18 protein-coding genes are annotated in these 22,692 nt (G+C 62.9%); 6 read left to right on the top strand and 12 right to left on the bottom strand.

Features of this window, described 5'->3' with window-relative positions; all coding sequences use genetic code 11:
- Nucleotides 1-211: 211 nt before the first annotated feature.
- A complete protein-coding gene (locus tag HG800_RS11045) occupies nt 212-1,042 on the top strand; it encodes a leucine-rich repeat domain-containing protein (RefSeq protein WP_169976678.1) in 831 nt (276 codons plus the stop codon).
- Nucleotides 1,043-1,056: 14 nt separating this feature from the next.
- Here HG800_RS11045 and HG800_RS11040 read toward each other — a convergent pair whose 3' ends face one another.
- Nucleotides 1,057-1,731, bottom strand: coding sequence for an endonuclease III domain-containing protein (locus HG800_RS11040; protein WP_169976677.1), 675 nt, complete (start codon nt 1,729-1,731; stop codon nt 1,057-1,059).
- Between the two features lie 158 nt (nt 1,732-1,889).
- Between HG800_RS11040 and HG800_RS11035 the strand changes: the two genes are divergently transcribed.
- The 4 genes from HG800_RS11035 (at nt 1,890) to HG800_RS11020 (ending at nt 9,238) form a co-directional block, all read left to right on the top strand.
- Nucleotides 1,890-3,176 carry a c-type cytochrome gene (locus tag HG800_RS11035; protein ID WP_169976676.1) on the top strand — a complete coding sequence of 429 codons (1,287 nt, stop codon included), beginning with the start codon at nt 1,890-1,892 and terminating at the stop codon, nt 3,174-3,176.
- 46 nt (nt 3,177-3,222) lie between these two features.
- Nucleotides 3,223-4,197 carry a tetratricopeptide repeat protein gene (locus HG800_RS11030; RefSeq protein ID WP_169976675.1) on the top strand — a complete coding sequence of 325 codons (975 nt, stop codon included), beginning with the start codon at nt 3,223-3,225 and terminating at the stop codon, nt 4,195-4,197.
- A gap of 293 nt (nt 4,198-4,490) precedes the next feature.
- Nucleotides 4,491-5,510: a KpsF/GutQ family sugar-phosphate isomerase gene (locus tag HG800_RS11025; RefSeq protein WP_169976674.1), complete on the top strand. Its 1,020-nt coding sequence runs from the start codon at nt 4,491-4,493 to the stop codon at nt 5,508-5,510.
- 161 nt (nt 5,511-5,671) lie between these two features.
- Nucleotides 5,672-9,238, top strand: coding sequence for a hypothetical protein (locus HG800_RS11020; RefSeq protein WP_169976673.1), 3,567 nt, complete (start codon nt 5,672-5,674; stop codon nt 9,236-9,238).
- A gap of 95 nt (nt 9,239-9,333) precedes the next feature.
- Here the strand turns inward: HG800_RS11020 and HG800_RS11015 are convergent, their stop codons facing one another.
- From HG800_RS11015 to HG800_RS11000, 4 genes are all read right to left on the bottom strand, one after another.
- Nucleotides 9,334-10,461, bottom strand: coding sequence for a tagatose 1,6-diphosphate aldolase (locus HG800_RS11015; protein ID WP_169976672.1), 1,128 nt, complete (start codon nt 10,459-10,461; stop codon nt 9,334-9,336).
- Between the two features lie 272 nt (nt 10,462-10,733).
- Entirely contained in the window at nt 10,734-11,270 is a 537-nt protein-coding gene (locus HG800_RS11010) for a CAP domain-containing protein (RefSeq protein ID WP_169976671.1), read from the bottom strand.
- Between the two features lie 492 nt (nt 11,271-11,762).
- Nucleotides 11,763-12,650, bottom strand: coding sequence for a KPN_02809 family neutral zinc metallopeptidase (gene ypfJ / locus HG800_RS11005; protein WP_169976670.1), 888 nt, complete (start codon nt 12,648-12,650; stop codon nt 11,763-11,765).
- 130 nt (nt 12,651-12,780) lie between these two features.
- Nucleotides 12,781-13,344 carry a hypothetical protein gene (locus tag HG800_RS11000; RefSeq protein WP_206352213.1) on the bottom strand — a complete coding sequence of 188 codons (564 nt, stop codon included), beginning with the start codon at nt 13,342-13,344 and terminating at the stop codon, nt 12,781-12,783.
- A gap of 167 nt (nt 13,345-13,511) precedes the next feature.
- On the opposite strand from HG800_RS11000, the gene HG800_RS10995 reads away from it, so the two are divergent.
- Nucleotides 13,512-13,670, top strand: a complete 159-nt coding sequence (locus HG800_RS10995) for a hypothetical protein (RefSeq protein ID WP_169976669.1) — start codon at nt 13,512-13,514, stop codon at nt 13,668-13,670.
- Between the two features lie 273 nt (nt 13,671-13,943).
- On the opposite strand, the gene HG800_RS10990 is transcribed toward HG800_RS10995, so the two are convergent.
- The 7 genes from HG800_RS10990 to HG800_RS10960 all read right to left on the bottom strand — a co-directional run bounded on the left by HG800_RS10990 (nt 13,944) and on the right by HG800_RS10960 (nt 22,543).
- Entirely contained in the window at nt 13,944-14,525 is a 582-nt protein-coding gene (locus tag HG800_RS10990) for a Maf family protein (protein WP_169976668.1), read from the bottom strand.
- Between the two features lie 28 nt (nt 14,526-14,553).
- Nucleotides 14,554-15,606 carry a hypothetical protein gene (locus HG800_RS10985; protein ID WP_169976667.1) on the bottom strand — a complete coding sequence of 351 codons (1,053 nt, stop codon included), beginning with the start codon at nt 15,604-15,606 and terminating at the stop codon, nt 14,554-14,556.
- A gap of 53 nt (nt 15,607-15,659) precedes the next feature.
- Nucleotides 15,660-16,232: a Uma2 family endonuclease gene (locus HG800_RS10980; RefSeq protein WP_169976666.1), complete on the bottom strand. Its 573-nt coding sequence runs from the start codon at nt 16,230-16,232 to the stop codon at nt 15,660-15,662.
- A gap of 54 nt (nt 16,233-16,286) precedes the next feature.
- Nucleotides 16,287-19,520: a carbamoyl-phosphate synthase large subunit gene (carB, locus tag HG800_RS10975; RefSeq protein WP_169976665.1), complete on the bottom strand. Its 3,234-nt coding sequence runs from the start codon at nt 19,518-19,520 to the stop codon at nt 16,287-16,289.
- A gap of 232 nt (nt 19,521-19,752) precedes the next feature.
- Nucleotides 19,753-20,541 carry a DUF433 domain-containing protein gene (locus tag HG800_RS10970; RefSeq protein ID WP_169976664.1) on the bottom strand — a complete coding sequence of 263 codons (789 nt, stop codon included), beginning with the start codon at nt 20,539-20,541 and terminating at the stop codon, nt 19,753-19,755.
- 257 nt (nt 20,542-20,798) lie between these two features.
- Nucleotides 20,799-21,677: a DNA-methyltransferase gene (locus HG800_RS10965; RefSeq protein ID WP_169976663.1), complete on the bottom strand. Its 879-nt coding sequence runs from the start codon at nt 21,675-21,677 to the stop codon at nt 20,799-20,801.
- Between the two features lie 191 nt (nt 21,678-21,868).
- Nucleotides 21,869-22,543 (bottom strand): cobalamin B12-binding domain-containing protein, encoded by a 675-nt coding sequence (locus HG800_RS10960; protein WP_169976662.1) that lies wholly within the window; start codon nt 22,541-22,543, stop codon nt 21,869-21,871.
- Nucleotides 22,544-22,692 lie beyond the last annotated feature (149 nt).

The following is a 22,692-nucleotide window of genomic DNA, read 5'->3' as shown; positions in this document are numbered from 1 at the left end:
GGGTTGAGGAGACGGATCGAGGGGTTTCGAGCGGGTTCAGTGTACCCGATCGTGCGTGAGAATCACGCCGACGACCCCTTGATTGGAGAGAGGATCAACGGCAGCTTAGAGGGTATTCGGGGGGTCGGGGTCATCCGGGTGAGATGATCGGCCACCCCGGAGGTCTTGAAGCAACGATTCGGACCGCACTTGCGATCGGAGGACCATGACCATGAGCCGATGCGCCGCGACCGTCCTCGCGCCGCTGATGGCCGCCTTGACCCTGTCTCTGGCCGTTGCCGAGCACGCGAATGCCGAGGGGCCATTTCCCGACGCGAACCTGGAAGCCGCTGTCCGCAAGGCATTGAAACAGGGGCCGGACGCGTCTCTGGACGATGAGACGTTGAGGAATCTCTACATCCTGGAGGCTCCAGGCCGAGAGATCGCCGACCTGACCGGCCTGGATCGCTGCCCGAACCTGGCCCTGATTAATCTGAAGAACAACGCGATCACCGAGATTGGCCCCTTGAGCGGCCTGGCGAATCTGCAATCGCTCGACCTGTCGGAGAATAAGATCACCTCGGTCGAGCCGCTTAAAGAGCTGAAGAAGCTGCAATATCTGGAATTGAGCAACAATGCGGTGGCGTCGATCGAGCCGCTGGCGGGCCTGGTGAACCTGAGATCGCTGTATCTTTCGGAGAATGAGATTGAGGAGATCGGAGCGCTGGCCGCGCTGACGAGGCTGTCGTCGTTGTACCTGGATGGCAACGCGATTGCGGATCTGTCGCCGCTGAAAGAGGTCACGCGGATCTCGACGCTGGATTTGAGGAACAATCAGATCGAGGATCTGTCGCCATTAACCTCGCAGACGGATGTCAGAATGCTGTTCCTTGAGGGGAATCCGATCAGCGATCTCGAACCGTTGATTGGCTGGGCGAAGGCGGATGCGGAAGGATCGAAACGGTTCGCGCCGTATCTGGAACTGTATCTTGGGGAACTCGAAGTTCCCGAAGAACATGTATCGCAGTTGAAAGAGGCCGGGGTACGGGTCCAGCAGAGCTGAGCCGCGATGTAGGATCAACGCGAGGCGTCGACCCCGACCTGGCGACACATGGATCGAAGCGGGCAGGCCGAGCACTTCGGCCTGCCCGCCGTGCAGACGAACTTGCCGAAGGGGACGAGACGCTCGTTGATCTCGATCCAGTAGCGTTTGGGAAGGACCTGGGTGAGAGCCGCAGCAGTCTGCTCAGGGGTTCGGGTTGTCACATAACCCCAGCGATTCGTGATGCGGTGAACATGGATGTCGACGCAAATGGCCGGCTTGCCGAAGCCGGTAGCGAGCGTGAGGGCGGCGATCTTCGGGCCAACGCCGCGGAAGGCGGTCAGGCCGTCGAGGGTGTCGGGGACCTGGCCGTCGTGTTCCTGAAGAATCCGACGCGCGATCTCGCTCAGGTCGCGTGCCTTGACTTCGGGAAAGCCGACCCCCTTGAGCAATTCGATGAGACGGGCATGATCGAGGGCGAGCAGTTGCTCGGGAGTCCGGGCCTTGGCAAAGAGTCGGAGGCAGGCGACGAGGGTCGTCTCGTCTCGCGTCCGCACGGAGATCAAGGCACCGACGAGTTGCTCGAAGGGGGAGTCGTAGCCTTGCTCACGCAGATCAAACATGGCCGCTTTCGGAAACGGGGCCACGGCGCGGCGAAGGCGACGGAAGACCTCGGCGATGTCGAACGGCTCGGGGGGAGGGTCATCCATGCGAGGATCTCGATTTCAAGAATGCAATCAGGGGTGGTTGGTCGGGGTCAGGAGCGTGTTGAGTCCCTGATTGTGGGGCCGATTGCCGCGAGGCTATGATAAAGGAATCTTGGACATCCAGGCACCGATCCTTCGAGACCCGACCGAGACGATCCTTCATGCGTTTGCTTGCCGCTCTGTTGTGCTGCGTGGGCTTCGGGCCGACAATCGACGAACCGTCACCCCTTGCAGCACGTTCGGAACCGATTGCCTGGCCCGCCGGGCCGCTTGAAGTGAGAATTGCGTATCCCGAACCAGTTGACGAGTCGAGTCTTTCGGCGATTGAAGGTCAGCAGATTCCCTATCACGCAAGCGGACTGGACGCGGAGCATGCAACGGATGATCCGCTTGGTCAGGTGCGGATTGCCGCGGCTTCGCGATCCGATGAGGGGCGGACACTCATCTTACTAACGGATCCACATCCGGCCGAAGCGACGTATCGAGCGGCCTTGCCGAACGGGCTGGGCACGATTGCGTACGACCTGACCGGGGTGGAGGCGGTCTGGACTGACGAGACAGGCGCGGGACCTTCGTGGTCGGGTTGGCTTTCGGAACTCGATCTTGAGGCGTCCCGGAATCGCCTGGCGGCTTCGGTCGAGCACGAGAAGGCGTTCACCATGATGAGGCAGCCGGGATCGCTGACCTTGCGGACCTTACTGGCGATGCCCGAGGGGGAGGCGACGGTGACGGTTCAGGCCGATCGCCCCTTCGAGGCCGAGCTGATGTTCGTGCCCCTGGAGGTTGATGCCAATCATCGCGCTGAGGAGGTCGTCGAACCGTTCGGGGAGCCGGTCGAGTTGTTCCTGACCCTGCCGACCGGCTCAGACTGGGACGGCCGACTTCCGTCGCTTACCGTTCTTGTTCAGTCGGAAGGAGACGACGCTCCGAGACTGATCGCGCGGTCGGCGCAGATTCTTCCCTGGGCTCCGGCTCCGATCGAGCCCCCGGCTGAGCTGCCGGACCTGCCCGAGGAACTGGCGGGAGGAGATCCGACCCGGGGAGAATCGGTTTTCTTCAGCGAACAGGGGAAGTGCGCAGACTGCCACCGGGTCGGCGATCGGGGAGGAAACGTCGGGCCGGAGCTTTCCGACGCTGGAAAGCGGTACTCGACTGCGGAACTGTACCGGGAGATCGAGGCGCCCAGCGCAGTGATCGCCCCGGACTATCTCCCGTATACCGTCGCGATGCGAGATGGCCGGGTGTTCGTGGGGGTGGTTCGAGCCGAAGGTTCGGATCGCCTTCGCGTGGTGGGGGCGGATGCAAAGGAAGTGGATCTGGTCCGTTCGGAGATCGAGGAAATTCGCCCGGTCTCAACCTCGATCATGCCCGTTGGCCTGGCGGGAGCGTTGGGTCAGCAAGATCTTCGAGACCTCCTTGCGTACCTGTCAGCGTGTCGAGGGGAATGAGGCCACGGGTGGCGGAAGATCGTCGGCCTTGAGGAAAGGAACGGCTATGCGGTTCATCGTACTCACACTCGGGGTGGTCGGGGGAGTCGCAGTCTGGTGGCTGCTCCGTTCTCAGGCCGGGATTGACTCCTCCAACATTGAGCAACTGGCCGGGGCCGAGGCCGCGACGGTCGCCACCACCGAAGACCCGGAAACGCTGGCCGAACAAGCGTTTTATCAGGGTGATTATGAGCGAGCCACTGCGCTTTATCGCACCATCGTTCACGAACAACCGGGCAATGGCCAGGCCTGGGCACGTTTGGCATACGCGACGCATGAAATGGGGCAATACGAGGTGGCGCTGGACCTGCATGAGCGGGCCGCCGGTTTCGAAGAAAACCGTACCTCGTCTCAATTTAAGATTGGGTGCGCGTTGGCTCGTCTCGGTCGAATCGAGGAGGCGCTGGAGGCGCTGGAGGAGGCCGTCCGGTTCGGCTACCGCGACCGTTCGTGGTGTGAACAGGAAGCTGATCTTGCAGTGCTCCGCGATTCGGAGCGGTTTTCGCGGGTGCTGAACCGGATGGGTCCACCACCCGAAGGGAAGGGGGAGCTTGATTTCTGGACCGGATACTGGATCGCTCGGGATCCGAGCAGCGGGAGACCGCGAGGACACGTGAGTGTGCAGCGGGTCGAGGGGGGACACGTCTATCAGGAGCAGTGGAGCGAGTACTCCGGCCACTCCGGTCGAGGGATGCTCTATTTCGATCCGACCGATGGGCTCTGGTGTCTGGATCGGGTCGACAATCAAGGGCGGATTCAAAGGCTGCGCGGTGAGCGGGAAGGAGATGCCTTGGTGCTCAACGGAGAATTGATTTACCGCAGCGGTCAGGTCCAACCGCTCCGGGTGGTGCTGGAACCGACCTCCGGAAGCGGGCTGATGCTGGCGTCTCACGTGTCCGAGGATGGCGGGGAGAACTGGGTACCGTTCTCCGAAACCCTGCTGAACCGGGATAATCCGATGTGGGTGGGTCGGGGTCGGTAAGGCGCCGAACCTATGCCGGACTTCAGATCGAAGCAGGTCGGATGAAGCAGGTCGAACCCGAGCGGAAATCTTTGCCCGTCTGGCAGAAGTGACGCAAGTTGCCCCTGGGCGCGAGTCGATGCAACACGAGGATGGAGGTGGACTGACCGAGTCGCGTTGACGGGGGTAGGGTGATGGGCTATGGTGCCGATCCCGATCCGACAGGCCGATGGCGAGCCGATGATCCTTCGGTTCGCCCGGAGCCGGGGACCTCAATCACCTCTCCGGTCCATCGGCGTGCAAGGAGGCACCGGATGGCCACCGTTCTGGACGCGACGACGCTGGCAACGGCCAGCGATGCCCTGGCCTTCGCTCGGGATGTGCTGCGCCTCGAATCCGAGGCGATTGATCGCGTTTGCGATCAGCTCGATGAGGCACTTGTCGAGGCGGCCGATTGCATTTTCCGGTGTCAAGGGAATGTCGTGGTGACGGGGATGGGGAAGGCGGGACTCGTGGGCCAGAAGCTCGCAGCCACGCTGGCCTCGACCGGAACAACGGCCTTCCCCTTGCACCCCGGCGATGCCGTTCACGGCGATCTGGGGCGTATTCGATCGGGCGACCTCGTACTCGCACTCTCGCAGAGTGGCGAAACGGAGGAAGTGACGCGGTTGATTCCCTCCATCCGGCAGCTCGGCGCAGGGTTGATCGCCCTGACCGCAAGCCCGACCAGTACGCTCGGACGGGGGGCCGACTTGTGCATCACGCTTGGGTCGATTGCCGAGGCCTGCCCGCTTGGCCTGGCCCCGTCGGCGAGCACGACCGCGATGATGGCCGTGGGAGACGCTCTTGCGTTACTGGTCAGCCGGATGAAGGCCTTCGGGCCCGAAGACTTCCTTCGCTACCATCCCGGGGGCAGCCTGGGACGGAAGCTGAGTCGAGTCGAAGACCTGATGCGAACCGGTTCGCACGTGCGGACGGCACAACCGGGCGAGTCGGTCCGAGAGGTTTTCGTGAGGCTGGGAGGAGCTCGACGACGGAGCGGGGCGGTTCTGGTGGTGAACGATGAGAGGCAATTGCTTGGCATCTTCACTGACAGTGATCTCGCCCGGCTCTTTGAGCTGAGGCGTGAACAGTGGCTGGACCGGGCGATCAGCGAGGTGATGACGGCAAATCCGGTCGTCGTATCGGTCGATGCGACGATTGCCGAGGCGGTCGAATTGCTACGGTCGCGGAAACTGAGCGAGTTACCAGTCGTCGATGCGGAACGGCGGCTGGTGGGACTGGTGGACATCACCGACCTGATCGGCCTGGAGGCCGACGACCTCGAACCGTGAGGCCGCCGGATGCCGGAGCCGACCGTGCTGCCCCAGTCCCCGTGCCGAAGGTTCCGTACGTGCTCGCAATGGTGGTTGCGGTGCCTTTGTCTTGAGTCATGGGTTCGCGTCGGCACACCTGGGGGCCGAAGCGCATTGCAGACCGGATGCGGACCGACGTCATGACCCGAACTGTTCGAACTGTGATCACGTTTGCTCTGCTCCTGGCCGGATATTTCGGCTACGAGTACGGGTATTCGATCGTCTCCGCTCGGGTCCAACCGTCGATTCCCATTGCGAAGGCTCGGTTCGACCTGAGGCCTTCGGCGTCGCTCGGCGCCCAGCAGGCGACGGAACTGGCCCTTCGGGTTTTCGGTGAGCATCACTGGACCAGTGGGACGGTCAGTGATGTGACGAAGTATTACAACAATGATCGCGGCTACTGGATGTACTGGAGCACGCTCGACTTTCCCGACGACCAGGACCGCAAGCGGATCGTACTGGCTCCGTTTGCCGTGATCTGGGGGTCGAATAAGGACGGCAGCACCAAAGTGATGTCGGGCGACCGGGCGGTGATCGACTTCGACCAACCGTTCAGCTTCATGGGGGGCGGGCCGAAGCCGAATGTCGTCCATGCGAAGATCGAAGGGATTGACGAACACGTCCTGATTCTCGACGACAAGGGAACTCCCGATCCGCAGGACGACATGGTGGTGACGGTTCCTTACGCCGAATACTTCGAGAAGCAGATGCAGTTGCGCTGTGATGATCAGGTGCAACTGGTCGATGGCGACGTGACGGTGCGGGGCAAGGGGTTGGTGATTTCGTTGCGGCCGGGTGACGGGGGGGGCGGTTTCCCCGGTGCGGAGGTGGTCACGCTCAATCAAGGAGTGGAGATCACGTCGGAAGACATCGGGAGCTCTGGATTTGTTCCCGGCAACGCCTTACCCGAGCAGCAGGTGGCGTCGGCCGATGGGGTCGAGGCCCCGAAGACGCCAGGGAAGCTGACCAGCGGCTCCATGCGGCTTCAGTTGCCGAAGCCGAGGATGCCGGCCCCAGTCGGGCCTCCGGCGCCTCCGGCGCCAACGATTGCAGAGTTCTCGACGAACGTCGTCATCGAGCGGGGGGTGGAGCAACCGGACCGGATTACCGGAGACCATCTGTACGCCATCCTCGTTCCTGGGGCCGAGCCTGTTGCTGAAGACCCATCGTCGGTGACCGAGGGTGCTCTGCCTCCAAGCGGCGATCAAAGCTCTGGGGCCCTGCGACTGCTCGAAGCGCGGGTCGATGGGCACGTTGTCTGGCTGGAGTCGCAATCGGAACGGCTCCGGTGTCGGGGGAACGAGCTGATTTACCGGAAGCCGGGGAACAACGTGCCGGAGGTGTCGTACTTCCGGGCCGACCCGGGGCAGCAGATCGAATTCGAGCGGATGGAGGTGGATGAGCAGGGAAATCCGACCTCGTATGTGACCGTCCTGGCGGCTGATGCGACCTTGCACGGCGACCCGGAAAAACAGGGGCGATCGACGGTCATCACTCGGGGGCCGGTTTTGCTGGAGATGCGGTCGAGGCGGGATGGGCCGGTCGAGCGTTCGGCCACCGCTCGGGATGAGATGGTGATCGAGACGTCGCTGGCCGCAGCGGACGCAGCGGACGAGACGCCTCGGACGTTCATCACGCTGCAAGGGTGGCCGATCCTGAACGACCCGAGTCAGTTGACCCTGGCCTGTCGGGATAAGGTGGTGGTGAGCCTCAAGCCTCAGGACGCAGGGCCGGTGCCGGTGCAGGGATCGGAGGGGGAACCGAAGGGTCGATCGTTCCAGATCGAGTGGATTTCGGCGGTGGGTGACGTGCATCTGGTCACTCCTGAAGGCTCGGAAGGACCGGCCGGGATGGTCGTCGCCGGAGATCGGAAGCCGCGTCGGGAGCTGAACGCCCGAGAGAAGTTGGACGTGGTGTTTACCTATCTGAACGAGGTCATGCCGGCCTCGGATGTCATGGCTGGAGCGGCGGGGCAGGCGTTGCCGAGAGCGAGATTTGCTTCGCAAGTGGGAGGGGCTCCTGGGGCTGGGGCCTCGGCGTCCGAATCGGCGGATCCGGTGGTCGCCGGTCGACCTGACGCAGGACAATCAGGAATTGAAGAACCACCGTCTCCGCCTTTCTCGGCCGAGGCGGATCTGGTCTGGGCTCGGATTGAGGTGACGGGCAATGGTCCGGGGATCGATCTGACCGGGGGATCAGGAGGAACTCGAGAGGTTCGAGAGGCACGCTTCCGGAACAACGTGGTGATCCATCAGGACCCCGCGCCCGGAAAGAAGGCCGGTTTTCACGTCGATGCGGATTTCGGGATCGATTTGCAGAACGTGGGGCCGGGCCGCATGAAGCTGTTCGCTCACGGGGAGACCCGGCCGGTCACGATCGCGTCTGACGACATGTTTATTCAGGGGTTCCCCGATCCGAATGCCGACGGCAAGGTGGTGGTCGGGGTGGACCAGTCGCACGACTATGCCTTCATCCAGGGGCCGGGACGGCTCTGGAACCTGTCGGATCGGTCGAGCATGGGGAGGCTGGAACTGGCCTCGGACAATCAGGACGAGGCCCCGGCCAAGAACCGCGAGCCGTTGATCGTGACCTGGCAGGAGGCAATGTTCTTCCACGGTCAGTTCGCCGAGCCTGACGGTTCGCCGGGACCGGCACGGGCATTATTCCTCGGGGACGTGAAGGCGAGGAACGGCGATGCGGGATCGGCCTCCCAGGAGATGGAGGTGATCTTCGATCGCCCGGTGTCGTTCGACCGGGCCTTGCCGGGTTCTGAAACGAATGGAGAGGTCCGCGACGGAGATCGAGAACTGGAGTTGGCGTCGATCATCGGCACGGGACAGGTCGAGCTCTGGAACCTGGTCCGAGATGACGAGAATCGGGAGTTGATCCGGGAGCTTCGGCAATCGAAGGGAGAGTCGGTCACGTTCGACCGTCAGGCCGATCGGTTCTGGATGGACGGGGCGGGCAGTGTGTCGGTGGCGACGCTTGAAGGGGGGCCTGGTGGATCAGGAGACTCGGCGAGGCGCTTGATTCCGACCGCTGCTCAGAACGGGCGGAATCCGGCCGGAGCCGATGCGGGTTCGCCAAGGCGGATGACACTGACCAAGACGAAGATCGAATTCAACGAGGGGGTCGAGGGGCAACTCGGGACGGCCGGAGGGGGGTATCGAGTGGCCGAGTTCCGAGGTGATGCTCGGGTGATCCGGGCTGCAGTCAAGCAGTATCAGGACGACCTCGAGTTTGATCGACCGCCCTCGGACGCGGTGATGCTCGAAGGGGATACGATTTACGTCGAGCATAACCCGGCGGTGCCGGGGATTCCCGACCGTAACTTCCTGAAAGCGTTTGGAGCGGCACAGGCCAGGGCTGATGGCAAGACCCTGTTGGGTGACACCATTACTTACGATACGAACACGGCGAATTTCTTCGTGAGAGGAACCGACTCGGCTCCGGTGACGATTGCCAGCCAGGGGTCGTTCGGGCAGCCGACCAGTCGGACGACCGCCCGCGCCTTGCGTTACAATACGAACACCGACGAGAGCGAGCTGCTTGATCCGGGGTCGGGCATCTTCTTCCGTCCGGATTCGGGCTTCCGGCTGGGTGCAGTCAAGCCACCGAAGGAGAAGGAGAAACCGGAACGGGAGCGACCGAAGCCCCGCCTGCCAGGTCGCAACGACATGGAACGGCAAGGGTTCTCGGGGAACTGAGCCGCGGGCTCTGTTAAGAAACACGAACCGGCCCCAGTGCGACGAGGCACTGGGGCCGGCTTGCGTTTGCAACGGTGGATTGAGACCGGGACCGGTCAGTAGACCTCGCCGGCTCGGACAACGTGACCGGAGCTGCCGACGGCCGACTCGGCCCCCGGGGCATAACGGAAGTGCCATCCCTCGGCGGCCCGGATGTTGAGGAAGTCATCCTGAGTGAGGCCGTACTTGGCGAACCAAGGGGAGCCGCTCTCTCGGACGATGGTATCGACCTCCTCGACCCGCTTGGCGCCAACTTCGGCGGCAAAGCGGGAGCGGGCCTCGGCGCCGTCTTCCTGGAAGTATTCCTTCCAGAAGGCCCGCCCACCGAGGATGCCCGAGGCGCCGCAGTCCATGGCCATTTTGACCTGGGTGACGTAGTCGGTGTAGTCGACGCCTGCCGAGAGGAGGACCCAGGGGGTCTGGCTGCACTCGGAGAGGGCGAGCAGGTTGTCGCGGAGCTGTTCCTCGGACTCGTGGCCGAGGGTCCCGGGGAACTCGGCCTTGTAGACGTCGCACCAGCGGGAGAGCTGGCGGGCGGACTCGATGACGGTTTCGGCCTTGCGGTTGAGGAAGCTGGTGTCAGTCTTCTTTTCGCCGTCCATGGGGAAGGCGACCGGCTCAAGCAGCATGAGGATGTCGAACTTGCGGCAGTCCTCGTAGATCTTCTGGATGAAGTCGTACTGGTGCTGAGCGCTGTCGAGCTCGGTTGGCTCGAAGGGGGCGAGCAGCTTGACGACGTCGACGCCCATGAGCTTGATCTTTTCGACCGAGAGGCCGGGCTCGATCGAGCCGAGCGGGCCGCCACGCTTGTTTTTGGGACCGCCGGACTTCTCGACGCGGACGATCAGGCCACGGTCGGGGGGAACAGCACCGGTGGCGATGGCGGGCCAGGCGCCGTAGTAGGCGTCGATGAGGATGCCGGAGGCCTTCGGGGCCATGTGGCGGACCATGTCGAGCTTGGCCTCGACAATTTCTTCATAGGTCGGGTCGCGGTCCTCGCCCTTGGCCTTGAGGCCCTTCTTGGCGAGGTCGATCATGGAGCTGTTCTGGTCGAAGGCAACCATCGTCAGCGTGCCGTTCGGGTTGCTGATGCGTTGCAGACCCCGAAGCTTGCCGGGCGTGAGCCCCCGGCCGAGCAGGACAGTGGCGCCGAGTTTGCTCGGGGTGCTGGCGGCGACGGACATGGTAAACGTTCTCCTGAGAAGCAAGAGGACCAGAGGAAACAGTCGAGGGAGGGATCGGAGATCGATCGAGCGGCAGCGGGAGACAATTCCCCGGTCGGCGCGCAGTCGTTCCGTGTCGGCCGAGCGGCCGGATCGGCAGCGAGTCTAGCATCCGGTGATACCGGGGTTCAAGCGCCCTTGGCTCGGGGCGATCGGCGCGCGAAACGACCCGGACCAACGGCGGAGGGATCGCCGGTCCGGGTCGATCGGGGATCGGAAGGAAGCTCGATCGATTATTGCAGGTTCATGGTCCAGTATGGGCCCGGGCCGTAAGCGATGCCGAATCGAGTGGCTGAGGGGGCGAGCATATTCTGGGCGTGTCCGGGAGAGTTCATCCAGCTAATCGCAATGTCGAAGACAGAGGTTTGGTTGTAGCCGCAGTTCTGGAAGAAGTTGGCCATGATGTGATGCCCGAGGCCCCTTGAGCATTGCGCCGCATTGTTTTGAGAGGCCCAGGCGGAGAGGTTCGGATCGTAGGAGAGCGGGGGCAGTCCGGCCGAGGCTCGGTAGTTATTGATGATGGCGGAGAATCCGTAAGGGTCGCCGTAGCCTTGGTCTGCAGCCGGGAGCGATGCCTCGGGTTCCGGCTCGGGTTCCGGTTCGGTCCAGGGAGTGTGGTCGGGGAGAATTTCAAGCACCGCAAATCCAAGGGCATCATCACGAAGTGGAACGGATGCGTCGCATCGTTCCGTGGCGAGTGCCTCGGTGGGAATTGCGGGGGCGAGGGTCAGGATCAGGGCGGCCGCGAGGGTCCAGGTCGTCTTGATCATTGCTCCAAGTCTCTCTCAATCGTGTCGGGTTCGTGAGCCAAGCTGAGGGCGTACGGCGAACGTCATCCCGTACGGGGAGGTCTCAGTCTCGGCCCGGGAACCGGCTGGCGGGTGATGAGTCTACAGGAGGTGCAAGGGCGGACGATTCGTCCGTCTCTTGCGATCAGTCAAGGTGTGTGTCTTGGAGATGCTGGGAAAACAAGGCAAGCCGTGCGCCAAACCGCCCAGATTGACGAAAAGTCGTTCTGGAGAAGCGGTTCAACGCACGGTGAGATGGATTGTGAGGACTGGAGGGGCTGATCTCGGGAGAAGGTTCCCAGATACGCCGAACGATTTACAAGGAAGTTCAGAGAAAATCCTACAAAGGCGAACAGGACGTGATGAGGGTGTCGGTGCGATCGACTGAGTCGGAGATCGAGCGTTGAGGGACCCGCTCTGGAGAGTTGACGTGTTCGGGATGACTGGGAAGGGAGTTGCTGGTGAGTAGAACGATTAAAGCTGGTTGTAGGGAACAGAAAAGAGCTCGTCGATGAGTTCGAGGTTGCCGGTCTGGTAGCCGCGACGGAACCATCGAACTCGTTGTTCGGAAGAGCCGTGCGTGAAGGAATCGGGGACGACTTGGCCCTGGGCTTGACGCTGGAGGGTGTCGTCGCCAATGGCATTCGCAGCCCGGAGCGCTTCCTCAATGTCGCCGGATTCGAGAATCTGATTCAAGCGGTCGGCGTGGTGAGCCCAGACACCGGCGAGGAAGTCGGCCTGGAGTTCGAGCCGAACCGAGAGGCGATTGGCTTCTTCCTCGGAGCGTGAGGATTGCTGAAGGCTCCTGACCTCGTCGGAGATGCCGAGCAGGTTCTGGACGTGATGACCGATTTCGTGAGCCACGACGTAGGCACGAGCGAAATCACCATCGGCTCCGAAGCGGTTGCTCAATTCATCAAAGAAGCTGAGATCCAGATACGCTTTGCGGTCGAGCGGGCAATAGAAGGGACCGACCGCGGCGCCAGCGAAGCCGCATCCGTCGGTATTGACACTGCCGGTGAACAGCACAAGCTTCGGAACCTCGTAGGGTTGACCAACCTGGGACGCAAAGAGTTCAGTCCAGACATCCTCCGTGTCGGCGAGCACAACGGAAACGAACTCGGCCTGACGCTCCTGTTCAGGGTCAACCGGAGCCCTTGGGCCGGCATCAACACCGACACCGGCAGCCCCTGGATCCGCTGGAGGCATTTGCTGAAGCAAGGCCTGGGGGTCGACACCGAGTGCCAGCAGCACCACAAACAGGATCAGGGTGCCCAGCCCACCCCCGACGACAAGGCCCCGAGTGGGGATTCCACGGCGGTCTTCGATGTTGTCGCTCTGTCTTCTGCCTTCCCAACGCATGGTGAGTGTCCTCGGAAGTGAATTTCCCGATCAGGAGGTCGTACATCGACGCGTCGGGAAATCTCGCTGCCAATGAGGTTAGGCAAGTGAGCGAGAAACCGCAAGGAATGAGCAACGTATCCGTCGGCCATCAGAGCCAGCCGAGGGCATCGAGCGCGGCAAGGTGCTTGCAAAACGTGTCAGATCGGTCGGCGATCTCGTAAATCCAGTGGGCGCAATCGCATTGGGTGGAGCCGTCGGAGAGTCGGCACGCGTGGAAGGGACCGTCGTCGGAGAGAGGGATGCGCGTCAATTGCCAGATGCGGGGGGCATCGACCGAGGGGGGCTGACGGTGCAACGCATAGGTTTTGCCAGCGATGACGACGAGCACGGCATCGGGCGTGGATGATCGGCCGAGCGTCAGAACAGTGGCCGGGGGCTCGTCGAGCGCGGCCTCGAGCACGGCGAGTCCGTAACGAGCCCGGAGGCGGTCCCAGGAATTGCGGGCATCGGCCAGGGCGCGGCGAAAGAACCAGGACGTGTCGTGGAAGGGGCCGAGAAAGGATTCGGAGGCAGCAAGATCGGCCTCGGCCACGTCAAGGATCATCCGGCCTCGCTGGGCGAGTTCCACCGCCTTGAACGCGGGCGCATGAATTACGGCCCGGCGGGGCCGGTCGTCGGTCTGAGGAGGTGGATGCTGGACGGGCAAGGGCATGACCGAACCGCTCCATTCGTTCCTCGGTCTCAATCGGCCGCTGACCACCCGGCTGAACGGGTGAGGTCCGAGTACCTCGTGTTCCGATCAAGCTTCGTCGCATCGAAAAGCACTGATCCGAGCGGTCGAATTCAGGTTCGGAGGGGGGCCGGGACGAGCGGGACCAAATGGAGGTACTGTCGAATGTCACGAGGCCGAGCATCCTGAGCCTCTGCGACCCGATAGACGCGGCCGAGATGAGGAACCATCTCCTCGCCGGACGGACGAACAACGCCTGGAGAGTCGTCTGGTTGTGCCGATCCGACGAGGCAGACTTCGCGAAGTGATGGGCGGATCGATCGGACCATCTGCGGGGCCACTGACTGCGACCACTCAGGAGTTCTGAGACTTGACATCGTTGTCCCTCCGTGCAGCATCCCTCAACGTCAGCCGTTAGGTCGTTCGGCGAGGTTGGGCGATAGAGTGCCCGCAAAACCGGATTGACCTGAACACCCGGCATCAGTGTACTGAGCACCAGTTCGGGTGACAAGCGTGCAACGGAAGTTTTGTATCGAATATCCCGGCGTACAGCGCAAGGAGGTGCAGCAAGGGCGCGGGTATTAAGGGATGGGAACGCCGAGATCTCGGAGGATGGTCGTCAGGGCCATCAAGGGGAGGCCGGTGATCGCCGAATGATCGGCGCAGTCGATTTGCTCAAACAGAACGATGCCTCGCGATTCGAGCTTGTAGGCTCCGGCACAGTCGATCGGCTGATCAGCCAGGACGTAGCGTTCGATCTCGGATTGACTGAGGGGACGGACGTGAAGACGGGCGACATCGGTGTGTTGAATGACGTGAGAACCCTGGATCACGGCCATCGCCGTGATCAACTCATGATCGCGTCCGGAGAGGGAAAGAAGCTGCTCGACGGCTCGATCAACCGAACCCGGCTTACCCAAGACCCGCCCTTCGAAGGCGACGAGTTGATCGGAGCCAATCACAATTGCGGCGGGATTCGGTTCGAGCCGAGCAACGGCGTCGGCCTTGGCGATCGCCAGCCGATCGGCCAGTTCTCGGGGGGAGAGCCCCTGGTTCTTGAGCGCGTCCTCATCGACCCCAGGAGCCCGGCAGCGGAAGGGCAGGCCGAGGCGTTCGAGCAGGGCACGACGGTACGGGGACGTGCTGGCGAGGATCAGGTCCATCGGCTTGGCTCGATTTGAGGGGGAGTGGTCAACGGACTTCCCTCACCAACCAGGAGGAGAGTTCGGAGGTGTTGATCAGGTTTTGGCGCAGATCGTTCAGAAGTTGCGTGAGCGTGTTTTGAGGGAGCGAACCTTCAATCAGGACCTGAACTGAGTCAAGCTCCCAGGAGGTCTGAACGGCAATCCCCTCGATCAGAAATCGTCTCGACAGGACATGGTCGTCCTTTGGGAGTGGGATCTGCGTCAACTGCATTCGCGAGGGAAGGAGGGTTTGATCGAGGTTTGAGAATAGGATTTTTTCGAAAGGGACAATTACCCGCTCCGGGACCTCGATTTCGAATTCGCGCCAGTCGCTCCGGTCGGTCAGGCGCTGCCAAAGGCCGGTGGTGAGGTCGAGACGGAACTCATCAACCGAGCGTTTGAGAATGCCTTGCGACTGCGGAACACGTCGGAGGCGATCGACCATACGCCTGAGCATGCCTTGCGGTTCCGGATCGACCCAGACCCGACCGCCGGAGACGGTGATGCCTGATCGTTGGGAGTCGAGCGTTGCCGAATGAGAGGAGATCCAGCCGGGAGCCTCGCCGTGAGTGGAGACGGGGTCTATGCGGTAGGTTCGAAGATCGAGGCTGAAGACAGGGGTCGTGCCGGGCCGGCGATCCTCGGGGTATCCCATGTTGCCGATGATGATGAGCCGATCGCCGACAAGCGTGGCGGTGTGGAAGTCGGTCGGCGGGAAGACCTCGCGGGGATAGCCGTAGATCTCGATCCTGTCGTCGGGGGTCTGGACGAGAACGTGGTTATAAATGCAGAAATCGGGATCGTAGAAATCTTCGTGTTCGCCAGCGACGCGAAGGATTCGGCCGTCGGGCAATTCGATGCAGGGCTGGCCAAGATCACCCGGGCACCAGTCGGGACCGTTGTCGGGATAAGCATCGAGGCCATAGTGCTGACGGAGTTCGGCGGGGTCGATCCGCTCGCGGACGATCCACTCCCAGAGTTCCAGGTGCATGCGCTCTGGGTTTGATCGGCCGAAGCGGCGATGCCGCTGTTCGTGAAAGGTGGCGAGGGAAGGCGGCATCAGGGACCCCCGAATACGGGTCGAGCTTCCTTCCCGACGCGAACGAGCGTTCGCTAGGGCCGAGGAGGGAAGACGGAATCGACCTCCAGACGCCAGCCGGGAACGGCAGGTTCGGCGTCGGCAATCTGGCCCTGAGTGAAGGTAGTCGGGGCCTCGGGGCGATCGTGGCGGTAGGAGCGAATGACCTCGCCAACGGGGTCAATGTCCCAGACGACGAGGATGCCGGCCTCGAAGTAATCGGCACGCTTGGCGGCGTAGGAGCGGTCGGCGGCAGGTCCGTAATCTACGTCGCTGCGGACCTCGACGGCGAAGGTGGGGGGGCCTTCGACGAATCGCATCCGATTGACGGGGGCTTCACCATCGAGGAAGGAGACGTCGGGGGAGAACGATTCACGCCTGGAAGCCAGTTCCGGCACGGTGAAACCCATACTGTCCGTGTAGACGAATCCGGTGCCCCGGTCATCGACGAAATCGGCGAGACGGCGATAGATGCGGCCCGCGACCTGATTGGGGAGGTGGCCTGTCGGCATGAGCGGGATGATCCTCCCGTCGATCAGTTCAGCATTCCCATCAATCTGATACAGGTCGTCGACGGTCGCTCGCACGCCTTGCGAAGTCCGGCTCATTCGTCGCCTCCGTCTCGGATCGGGAGTGGGAGGACCATTCTCAGGGCATCGTGATTACTGAGATTGTAGCAAGTCCTGGATCGCGTAAACGTCCAGTTCGTCACCACGGAGGCGTTCCAGGGCGGCCACGGCGGCGCGGGCGCCGGCGAGGGTGGTGATGCAGGGGACGCCGTGGGAGACGGCTGAGGCGCGGATGCGCCCTTCGTCGGTACGGGCTCCCTTGCCGCTGGGGGTGTTGACGATCAGGGCGATGGCGTTGTTGGCCAGATGGTCGAGGATATTGGGTCGGCCTTCCTGAATCTTGCGCACGGTGGTGACGGCAATTCCGTTCTCGGCCAGGAACCCGCCGGTGCCGGGGGTGGCCATGAGGTCGAAGCCCAGGTCGAGGAGCTTGCGGGCGATGGGGACGACCCCGGGACGGTCGCGTTGGGCGACGGAGACGAAGATCGTCCCTTCGCGAGGCAATCGCGTCGAGGCGGCGAGCTGGCTCTTGGCGAAGGCGGAGGGGAAGTCGTGGTCGATCCCCATGACCTCGCCGGTCGAGCGCATCTCGGGCCCGAGAACGATATCGACGCCGGGGAACTTGATGAAGGGGAAGACGGATTCCTTGACCGAAACGAAGGTCGGTTCGGGCTCGGTCGTGATGCCCTGCTCGCCCAGCGTCTTGCCGACCATCACCCGAGCGGCAGCCTGGGCGAGGTTCAGGCCGGTTGCCTTGGAGACGAAGGGGACGGTGCGGCTGGCGCGGGGATTGACCTCAAGGACGTAGACCTCCCCATCCTTGACGGCGAATTGGATGTTCATAAGGCCACGGACTTCGAGGGCCTCGGCGAGGGCGTAAGTCTGGCGCTTGAGTTCGGCGACGACCTCGGCGGGGAGGCTGTAGGGGGGGATGGCGCAGGCGGAGTCACCGGAGTGGATGCCGGCCTCCTCGATGTGTTCCATTACGCCGCCGACGATGGTGCGCTCGCCGTCGCAGATGGCGTCGACATCGACCTCGGTGGCGTCTTCGAGGAACTTGTCGATGAGGACGGGGTGGTCGGGGCTGGCCTCGACGGCGTGGGCCATGTAGCGGTCGAGGCTCGGCTCGTCGTAGACGATCTCCATCGCCCGGCCGCCGAGGACGAAGCTGGGGCGAACGACGACGGGGTAGCCGATCTGCGCGGCGATCCGGCGGGCCTGATCCTCGCTGGTGGCGGTGTCGTTGGGGGGCTGACGGAGGCCGAGTTGCTCGATGACGGTGCGGAAGCGGTCGCGGTCTTCGGCCTGGTCGATGCGGTCGGGGCTGGTGCCGATGATCGGCACGCCAGCGGCCTCGAGTGCCTTGGCGAGGTTCAAGGGGGTCTGGCCGCCGAACTGGACGATGACGCCGGTCGGCTGGACGCGATCGACGATGTTCAGGACGTCCTCGACCGTCAGGGGTTCGAAGAAGAGGCGGTCGGAGGTGTCGTAGTCGGTGCTGACGGTCTCGGGGTTGGAGTTGACCATGACGACCTCGAAGCCGTCGTCGCGGAGGGCAAAGGCGGCCTGGCAGCAGCAGTAGTCGAACTCAATTCCCTGGCCGATCCGGTTCGGGCCGCCGCCAAGGATCATGATGCGGGGCTTCTCGCCGACGCGAGATTCGTCCTCGTCTTCGTAGGTCGAGTAGTAATAGGGGGTATAGGCTTCGAACTCGGCGGCGCAGGTGTCGACGAGCTTGAAAACGGCGTTGATCCCGCGATGCTTGCGGTCGCGGCGGACTTCGACCTCCGAGGCGTTCCAGAGGTGGCCGAGTTGTTTGTCGGAGAAGCCGGAGCGCTTGGCCTCTCGGATCAGGTCATCGGAGGCGGCGTCGAGGGAGCCGGCGTTCCGGAGTTTCCCCTCGATCTCGACGAGTTCGGCGAGGTTCTGGAGGAACCAGGGGTCGATCTGAGTCAGGCCGTGAATGCGTTCGATGGACATCCCGGAAAGCAGGGCGTCTCGGATCGACCAGATGCGCTCGGAGTTCGGGGTGGCGAGCTTCGCGGTGATGTCGTCCTCGGAGGGACGATTGCCGGAATACCAGCGATCTTTCGGGTCGCAGCCGAGGCCGAAGCGGCCGACTTCGAGGCCTCGGAGGGCTTTCTGGAGCGATTCCTTGAAGGTCCGGCCAATGGCCATGACCTCGCCGACGGACTTCATCTGCGTGGTGAGGACCGGGTCGGCGTCGGGGAACTTTTCGAAGGCCCAGCGAGGGATCTTGGTGACGACGTAGTCGATCGTCGGCTCGAAGCAGGCAGGGGTCTCTCGGGTGATGTCGTTGCGGATCTCATCGAGGCGGAAGCCGACGGCGAGCTTCGCGGCAATCTTGGCAATCGGGAAGCCGGTGGCCTTCGACGCCAGGGCGCTGGAGCGGCTGACGCGAGGGTTCATCTCGATGACGATCATGCGGCCATCGTTGGGATTGATGGCGAACTGGACGTTTGAGCCGCCGGTCTCGACGCCGATCTTGCGGAGGATGGCGATCGAGGCGTCGCGCATCCGCTGGTATTCCTTGTCAGTGAGGGTTTGCGCGGGGGCAACGGTGATCGAGTCGCCGGTGTGGACCCCCATCGGGTCGAAGTTCTCGATGGAGCAGACAATGACGGCGTTGTCGGCGCAGTCTCGCATGACCTCCATCTCGTATTCCTTCCAACCGAGGATGCTTTCCTCGATCAGGACGGTGTGCACAGGGCTCAGTTCGAGGGCATAGGTGACCATGCGGTCGAACTCGTCCTTGTTGAAGGCGATGCCGCCTCCGGAGCCGCCGAGGGTGAAGCTGGGGCGGAGGACGCACGGGAGGCCGACCTCGTCTCGGATGGCTCGGGCCTCGTCGAGACTATGGGCAACGCCGGATCGGGCCGATTCCAGGCCGATCTCGTCCATGCACTGCTTGAACAGCTCGCGGTCTTCGGCCTTGCGGATGGCGTCGGCGTCGGCGCCGATGAGGCGGCAGCCGAGGCGATCGAGGGCGCCGGACTCGGCGAGGGCAAGGCCGACGTTCAGGCCGGTCTGGCCGCCGAGGGTGGGCAGAACGGCGTCGGGCCGTTCCTTGGCGATGATGCGTTCGACGACCTCGGGGACGATCGGCTCGATGTAAGTCCGGTCGGCCATGCCGGGGTCGGTCATGATCGTGGCCGGGTTGGAGTTGGCCAGGATGACCGTGTAGCCTTCCTCGCGGAGGGCCTTACAGGCCTGGGAGCCGGAGTAGTCGAACTCGCAAGCCTGGCCGATGACGATCGGGCCGGCGCCGATGATGAGGATCTTCTCGATGTCCTTGCGCTTGGGCACGGGCGGTGACTCGCTTCGCTTCGCTGCGGGAGGGACGCGGCGTGAGAACGGACTGGCGGCGCGCGTCGGGCCGCGGCTCCTCGTTTCGATCCCGCTCGATCGAGGAGCCGCGGCCCGAAAATCGCCTGATTCTAGCCGGAATACTGGTCTACCGACAAGGTTGGCCGCCTGGCTTAGAAAGATCTCTCCGGCGGGTCGATGTCGGGGATCAGAAACTCAGGGGGAGGCGAGGTCAGTCCGACTCAGGATCGTCCACGACCAGCGTGATGTGGTCGGGGTAGGGGGGTTCGAGAGGGCCTCGGTAGCCGTCAGCCTCGCACGAGTAGCAGCAAGCGAGGTCGGTATAGGTCAGGCCGGGGTGGCGTTCGAGAATTTCGTCTTCGGGGACGCCGTGGTCGCGCATGGAGAGGATGTCATCGACACGGAGGTTGAACTGATCGAGGACCGGCCATCGGGGATCGAACGACGGGACCATGGCCACCCGACTGCGCCAGTCGCGAGCGGCGGCTTCGATCTCGTCGACCTCGTCCATCTCGTGGTCATCGTCTTCCGGGGTCGGGGTGGGGTCGGGTGCGTGGACCTGCGGTGGAGGCACCGAGGCAGGAGACTTCGAGGGAGCGACGGGGAGAGGGAGCGACTTCAAGCTGGGGTGATCCGGGTCGGAATCAATGATCGACCGAAGCAAGTCGAAGGTTTGCTGACGGGATCGGAACGAGGCGAGCATGGTTTTCAGGTAGTGATTTGCTCCGGGAACGCCCTGATCAAGCGCCGCGTAAGCCCTGCGGACCCGCTCGAAGGTCCAGAGAATGATGTCGATGCCGCGGTGTTCCAAATCGGTCCGGGGAGCGAGCAGAGCTCGGATCTGATCACAAATTGTTCGGAAGGCGGCATCGTTCATCGAGCCGAGCGGATACTGAAGAAAGAGGGAGAGGTCGGTCTTCGGCCGAGGTGAAGTCCGTGGGATTCGGGGTTGAGGATCGCCGTCGGAGGGGTCACGCTGGGGTTTTGGAGTGCGAGCCATGATGATCGTTCCAATCAAGAAAGGTGCCGAACGGAGGGCTGCGAACGATCGGCGGAGGACGCGTCGGCTTGACGCTGCGGCATCGCAGGTCACTGGGCGAAGCATCGCCCATCCGACGGAACGAGTTTCGTGTGAGGGTCACACGAGCAACTTGGATCCCGCCGTCACCTTTAATCATCGAAAGAATGATAGGGTGCAGTCACAAATTCGGGGGAACGATCCAGAAAAATCAGTAAATGCGCCCAAATTTGACAGCCTTAACGACCGTCGGGAGAGACCCGAACGCGCCTGGGGGTGACAAAGGGTTCGTCGCTGCCCTCCAGCGGATCACCCGGGTGAATCGAGGCGAGCCGAGCCTCGGCGCGGTCGGCGTACTGAGGAGAGAGCTCGAAGCCGAGATAGCGGCGACCGAGCTTTCTAGCCGCGGCAAGGGTCGTTCCGCTGCCGGCGAACGGGTCGAGCACCAGATCCCCTTCCGAAGAACAGGCTCGGATGATCCGACCGAGGATTTGCTCGGGCATCTGGCAGCCGTGCCACCCAGCGCGTTCCTTGAAGGTTCCACAGACTCGAGGGATGTACCAGGTATCGGAGGCGGGTTGAAAGCCTTCGGGAACGTCCTGAGGGCGGAGGATCCAGGTGTCGTCGGGAAGCCTCCCCTTGGGATTGGCTCGGCGATCGGCGTAGATCAACTGGCGGGCAGAGGGGACTCGAACCGCGTCGTCATGGAAGGTGAACTGACGAGGATCTTTCACGAAGTAAAAGAGATGGGCGTGGCTTCGGGCGAACTTCCGGGCGCAGTGAACGCCGAAGGTGTAGTACCAGATGACCCAGCTTCGCAGGTGGAGCTTCAGCTCTCGGTGAAAGAGCACTTTTAACTCGGCGGCAAACTCATCGCCGATTGCCAGCCAGAAGGTCCCTGTCGGCTTCAGAAGGCGAACGACCTGACGGCCCCACTGGAGCGACCAGTCGAGGTACTCGTCGGCCTTGCGAGCATCCTGGTAGATGTCGTACTCGTAGCCGATATTGAAGGGAGGGTCGGCAAAGGCAAGCGAGACGCAGGAGTCGGGCAGTGAGGCCATGGCCTCGACGCAGTCGCCCTGAAGAAGTTGATCGACCGGAATGCCGCTTCGGGGCATGGGAGCAGTCTCTCGGATCGGAGGTGCAACTCAATCCCGACCCATCGGCGGGAGGTCGTCATCAGCGAGCCAAACACGCCAGGCCGGTGGCGGGAGAAGCCAATCGAAGCCTAGCACGCGAGGCAGGACCCACACGGTTCGGCAACGGAGCAATCACGTTCTGATGATGAGGATGCTACCGATGCCAGGGATCAGGAAGGCGATGGGAGCCGACCGCGCAACAAGGATGGGAGCTGCCGGTGCAATGCTCGGAGATCGCACGCCACGAAGTCTGCTCCAACTCGGGAAGCGGGATCGTCGAGATGGGAGAGGGCTCGCCCCCCAGCGAGCACCAGCAAGGAGGGGCGGACGGACCGACTCTGCTCGATGAGCCAGGCGGCCTCGTCGAGATGCTCGGGAAGCGACACAGAAAGGGCGAGGACATCAGCCCGAAACTCGGCCACAAAGTCTCGAATGGATTCGGAAGGAGCTCCCTCGCCCAGCAAGTGGACTTCCAGGCCCGCAGCACGGAGGATGTCGGAGGCCATCATCAGACCCAGGACATGGCGTTCGTGAGGAGCGCAACATGCCACTGCGGTGCCTCTGATGGCGTCGGGGCTTGCCCAAATGCGGGGGCCGTGGCGGAGGATCAGGTCTCGCGTGACCTCACTGATGTAGTGCTCGTGTGCCACGCTGATCCGGTCTTCTTGCCATTCCTGCCCGGTGTGAATGAGGGCAGGGACGAGCACCTCGTCGTAGAGGCTCGCCACGTCTCCGTCTCGCTCGAGGAGGAAGCGCTCGACCAGAGTCATGGCTCCAGGCCGATCGAGCTGGACCAGGCGTTCAAAATAGGCAAGGTGAGGGGGCGTTTGCGCCGTTGTCGTCATCTCGAACCCCCTCAGATCTGGGGAACTCAAATGATCGCACCTGGGGCGATCCATCCCTCTGCGCTCTTGCACACTTCTCGCCTCTCCAGACTATCCTAAACCGAGGTACAAGGCGATCAAGCACGAAAGCCAGAGGAGGACGAGTTCGT

The sequence above is a fragment of the Tautonia rosea genome (assembly GCF_012958305.1).
Taxonomy (GTDB): Bacteria; Planctomycetota; Planctomycetia; order Isosphaerales; family Isosphaeraceae; genus Tautonia; species Tautonia rosea.
The sequence above is the reverse complement of the archived record's forward strand: the minus strand, read 5'-3'. Positions and strand labels throughout refer to the sequence as shown.

Bases quoted from the DNA above. Each gene is read 5' to 3' on its own strand.
- HG800_RS11045 (WP_169976678.1), top strand. From the start codon at position 212: ATGAGCCGATGCGCCGCGACCGTCCTCGCGCCGCTGATGGCCGCCTTG.
- HG800_RS11040 (WP_169976677.1), bottom strand. From the start codon at position 1,731: ATGGATGACCCTCCCCCCGAGCCGTTCGACATCGCCGAGGTCTTCCGT.
- HG800_RS11035 (WP_169976676.1), top strand. From the start codon at position 1,890: ATGCGTTTGCTTGCCGCTCTGTTGTGCTGCGTGGGCTTCGGGCCGACA.
- HG800_RS11030 (WP_169976675.1), top strand. From the start codon at position 3,223: ATGCGGTTCATCGTACTCACACTCGGGGTGGTCGGGGGAGTCGCAGTC.
- HG800_RS11025 (WP_169976674.1), top strand. From the start codon at position 4,491: ATGGCCACCGTTCTGGACGCGACGACGCTGGCAACGGCCAGCGATGCC.
- HG800_RS11020 (WP_169976673.1), top strand. From the start codon at position 5,672: ATGACCCGAACTGTTCGAACTGTGATCACGTTTGCTCTGCTCCTGGCC.
- HG800_RS11015 (WP_169976672.1), bottom strand. From the start codon at position 10,461: ATGTCCGTCGCCGCCAGCACCCCGAGCAAACTCGGCGCCACTGTCCTG.
- HG800_RS11010 (WP_169976671.1), bottom strand. From the start codon at position 11,270: ATGATCAAGACGACCTGGACCCTCGCGGCCGCCCTGATCCTGACCCTC.
- ypfJ (WP_169976670.1), bottom strand. From the start codon at position 12,650: ATGCGTTGGGAAGGCAGAAGACAGAGCGACAACATCGAAGACCGCCGT.
- HG800_RS11000 (WP_206352213.1), bottom strand. From the start codon at position 13,344: ATGCCCTTGCCCGTCCAGCATCCACCTCCTCAGACCGACGACCGGCCC.
- HG800_RS10995 (WP_169976669.1), top strand. From the start codon at position 13,512: ATGGAGGTACTGTCGAATGTCACGAGGCCGAGCATCCTGAGCCTCTGC.
- HG800_RS10990 (WP_169976668.1), bottom strand. From the start codon at position 14,525: ATGGACCTGATCCTCGCCAGCACGTCCCCGTACCGTCGTGCCCTGCTC.
- HG800_RS10985 (WP_169976667.1), bottom strand. From the start codon at position 15,606: ATGCCGCCTTCCCTCGCCACCTTTCACGAACAGCGGCATCGCCGCTTC.
- HG800_RS10980 (WP_169976666.1), bottom strand. From the start codon at position 16,232: ATGAGCCGGACTTCGCAAGGCGTGCGAGCGACCGTCGACGACCTGTAT.
- HG800_RS10970 (WP_169976664.1), bottom strand. From the start codon at position 20,541: ATGGCTCGCACTCCAAAACCCCAGCGTGACCCCTCCGACGGCGATCCT.
- HG800_RS10965 (WP_169976663.1), bottom strand. From the start codon at position 21,677: ATGCCCCGAAGCGGCATTCCGGTCGATCAACTTCTTCAGGGCGACTGC.
- HG800_RS10960 (WP_169976662.1), bottom strand. From the start codon at position 22,543: ATGACGACAACGGCGCAAACGCCCCCTCACCTTGCCTATTTTGAACGC.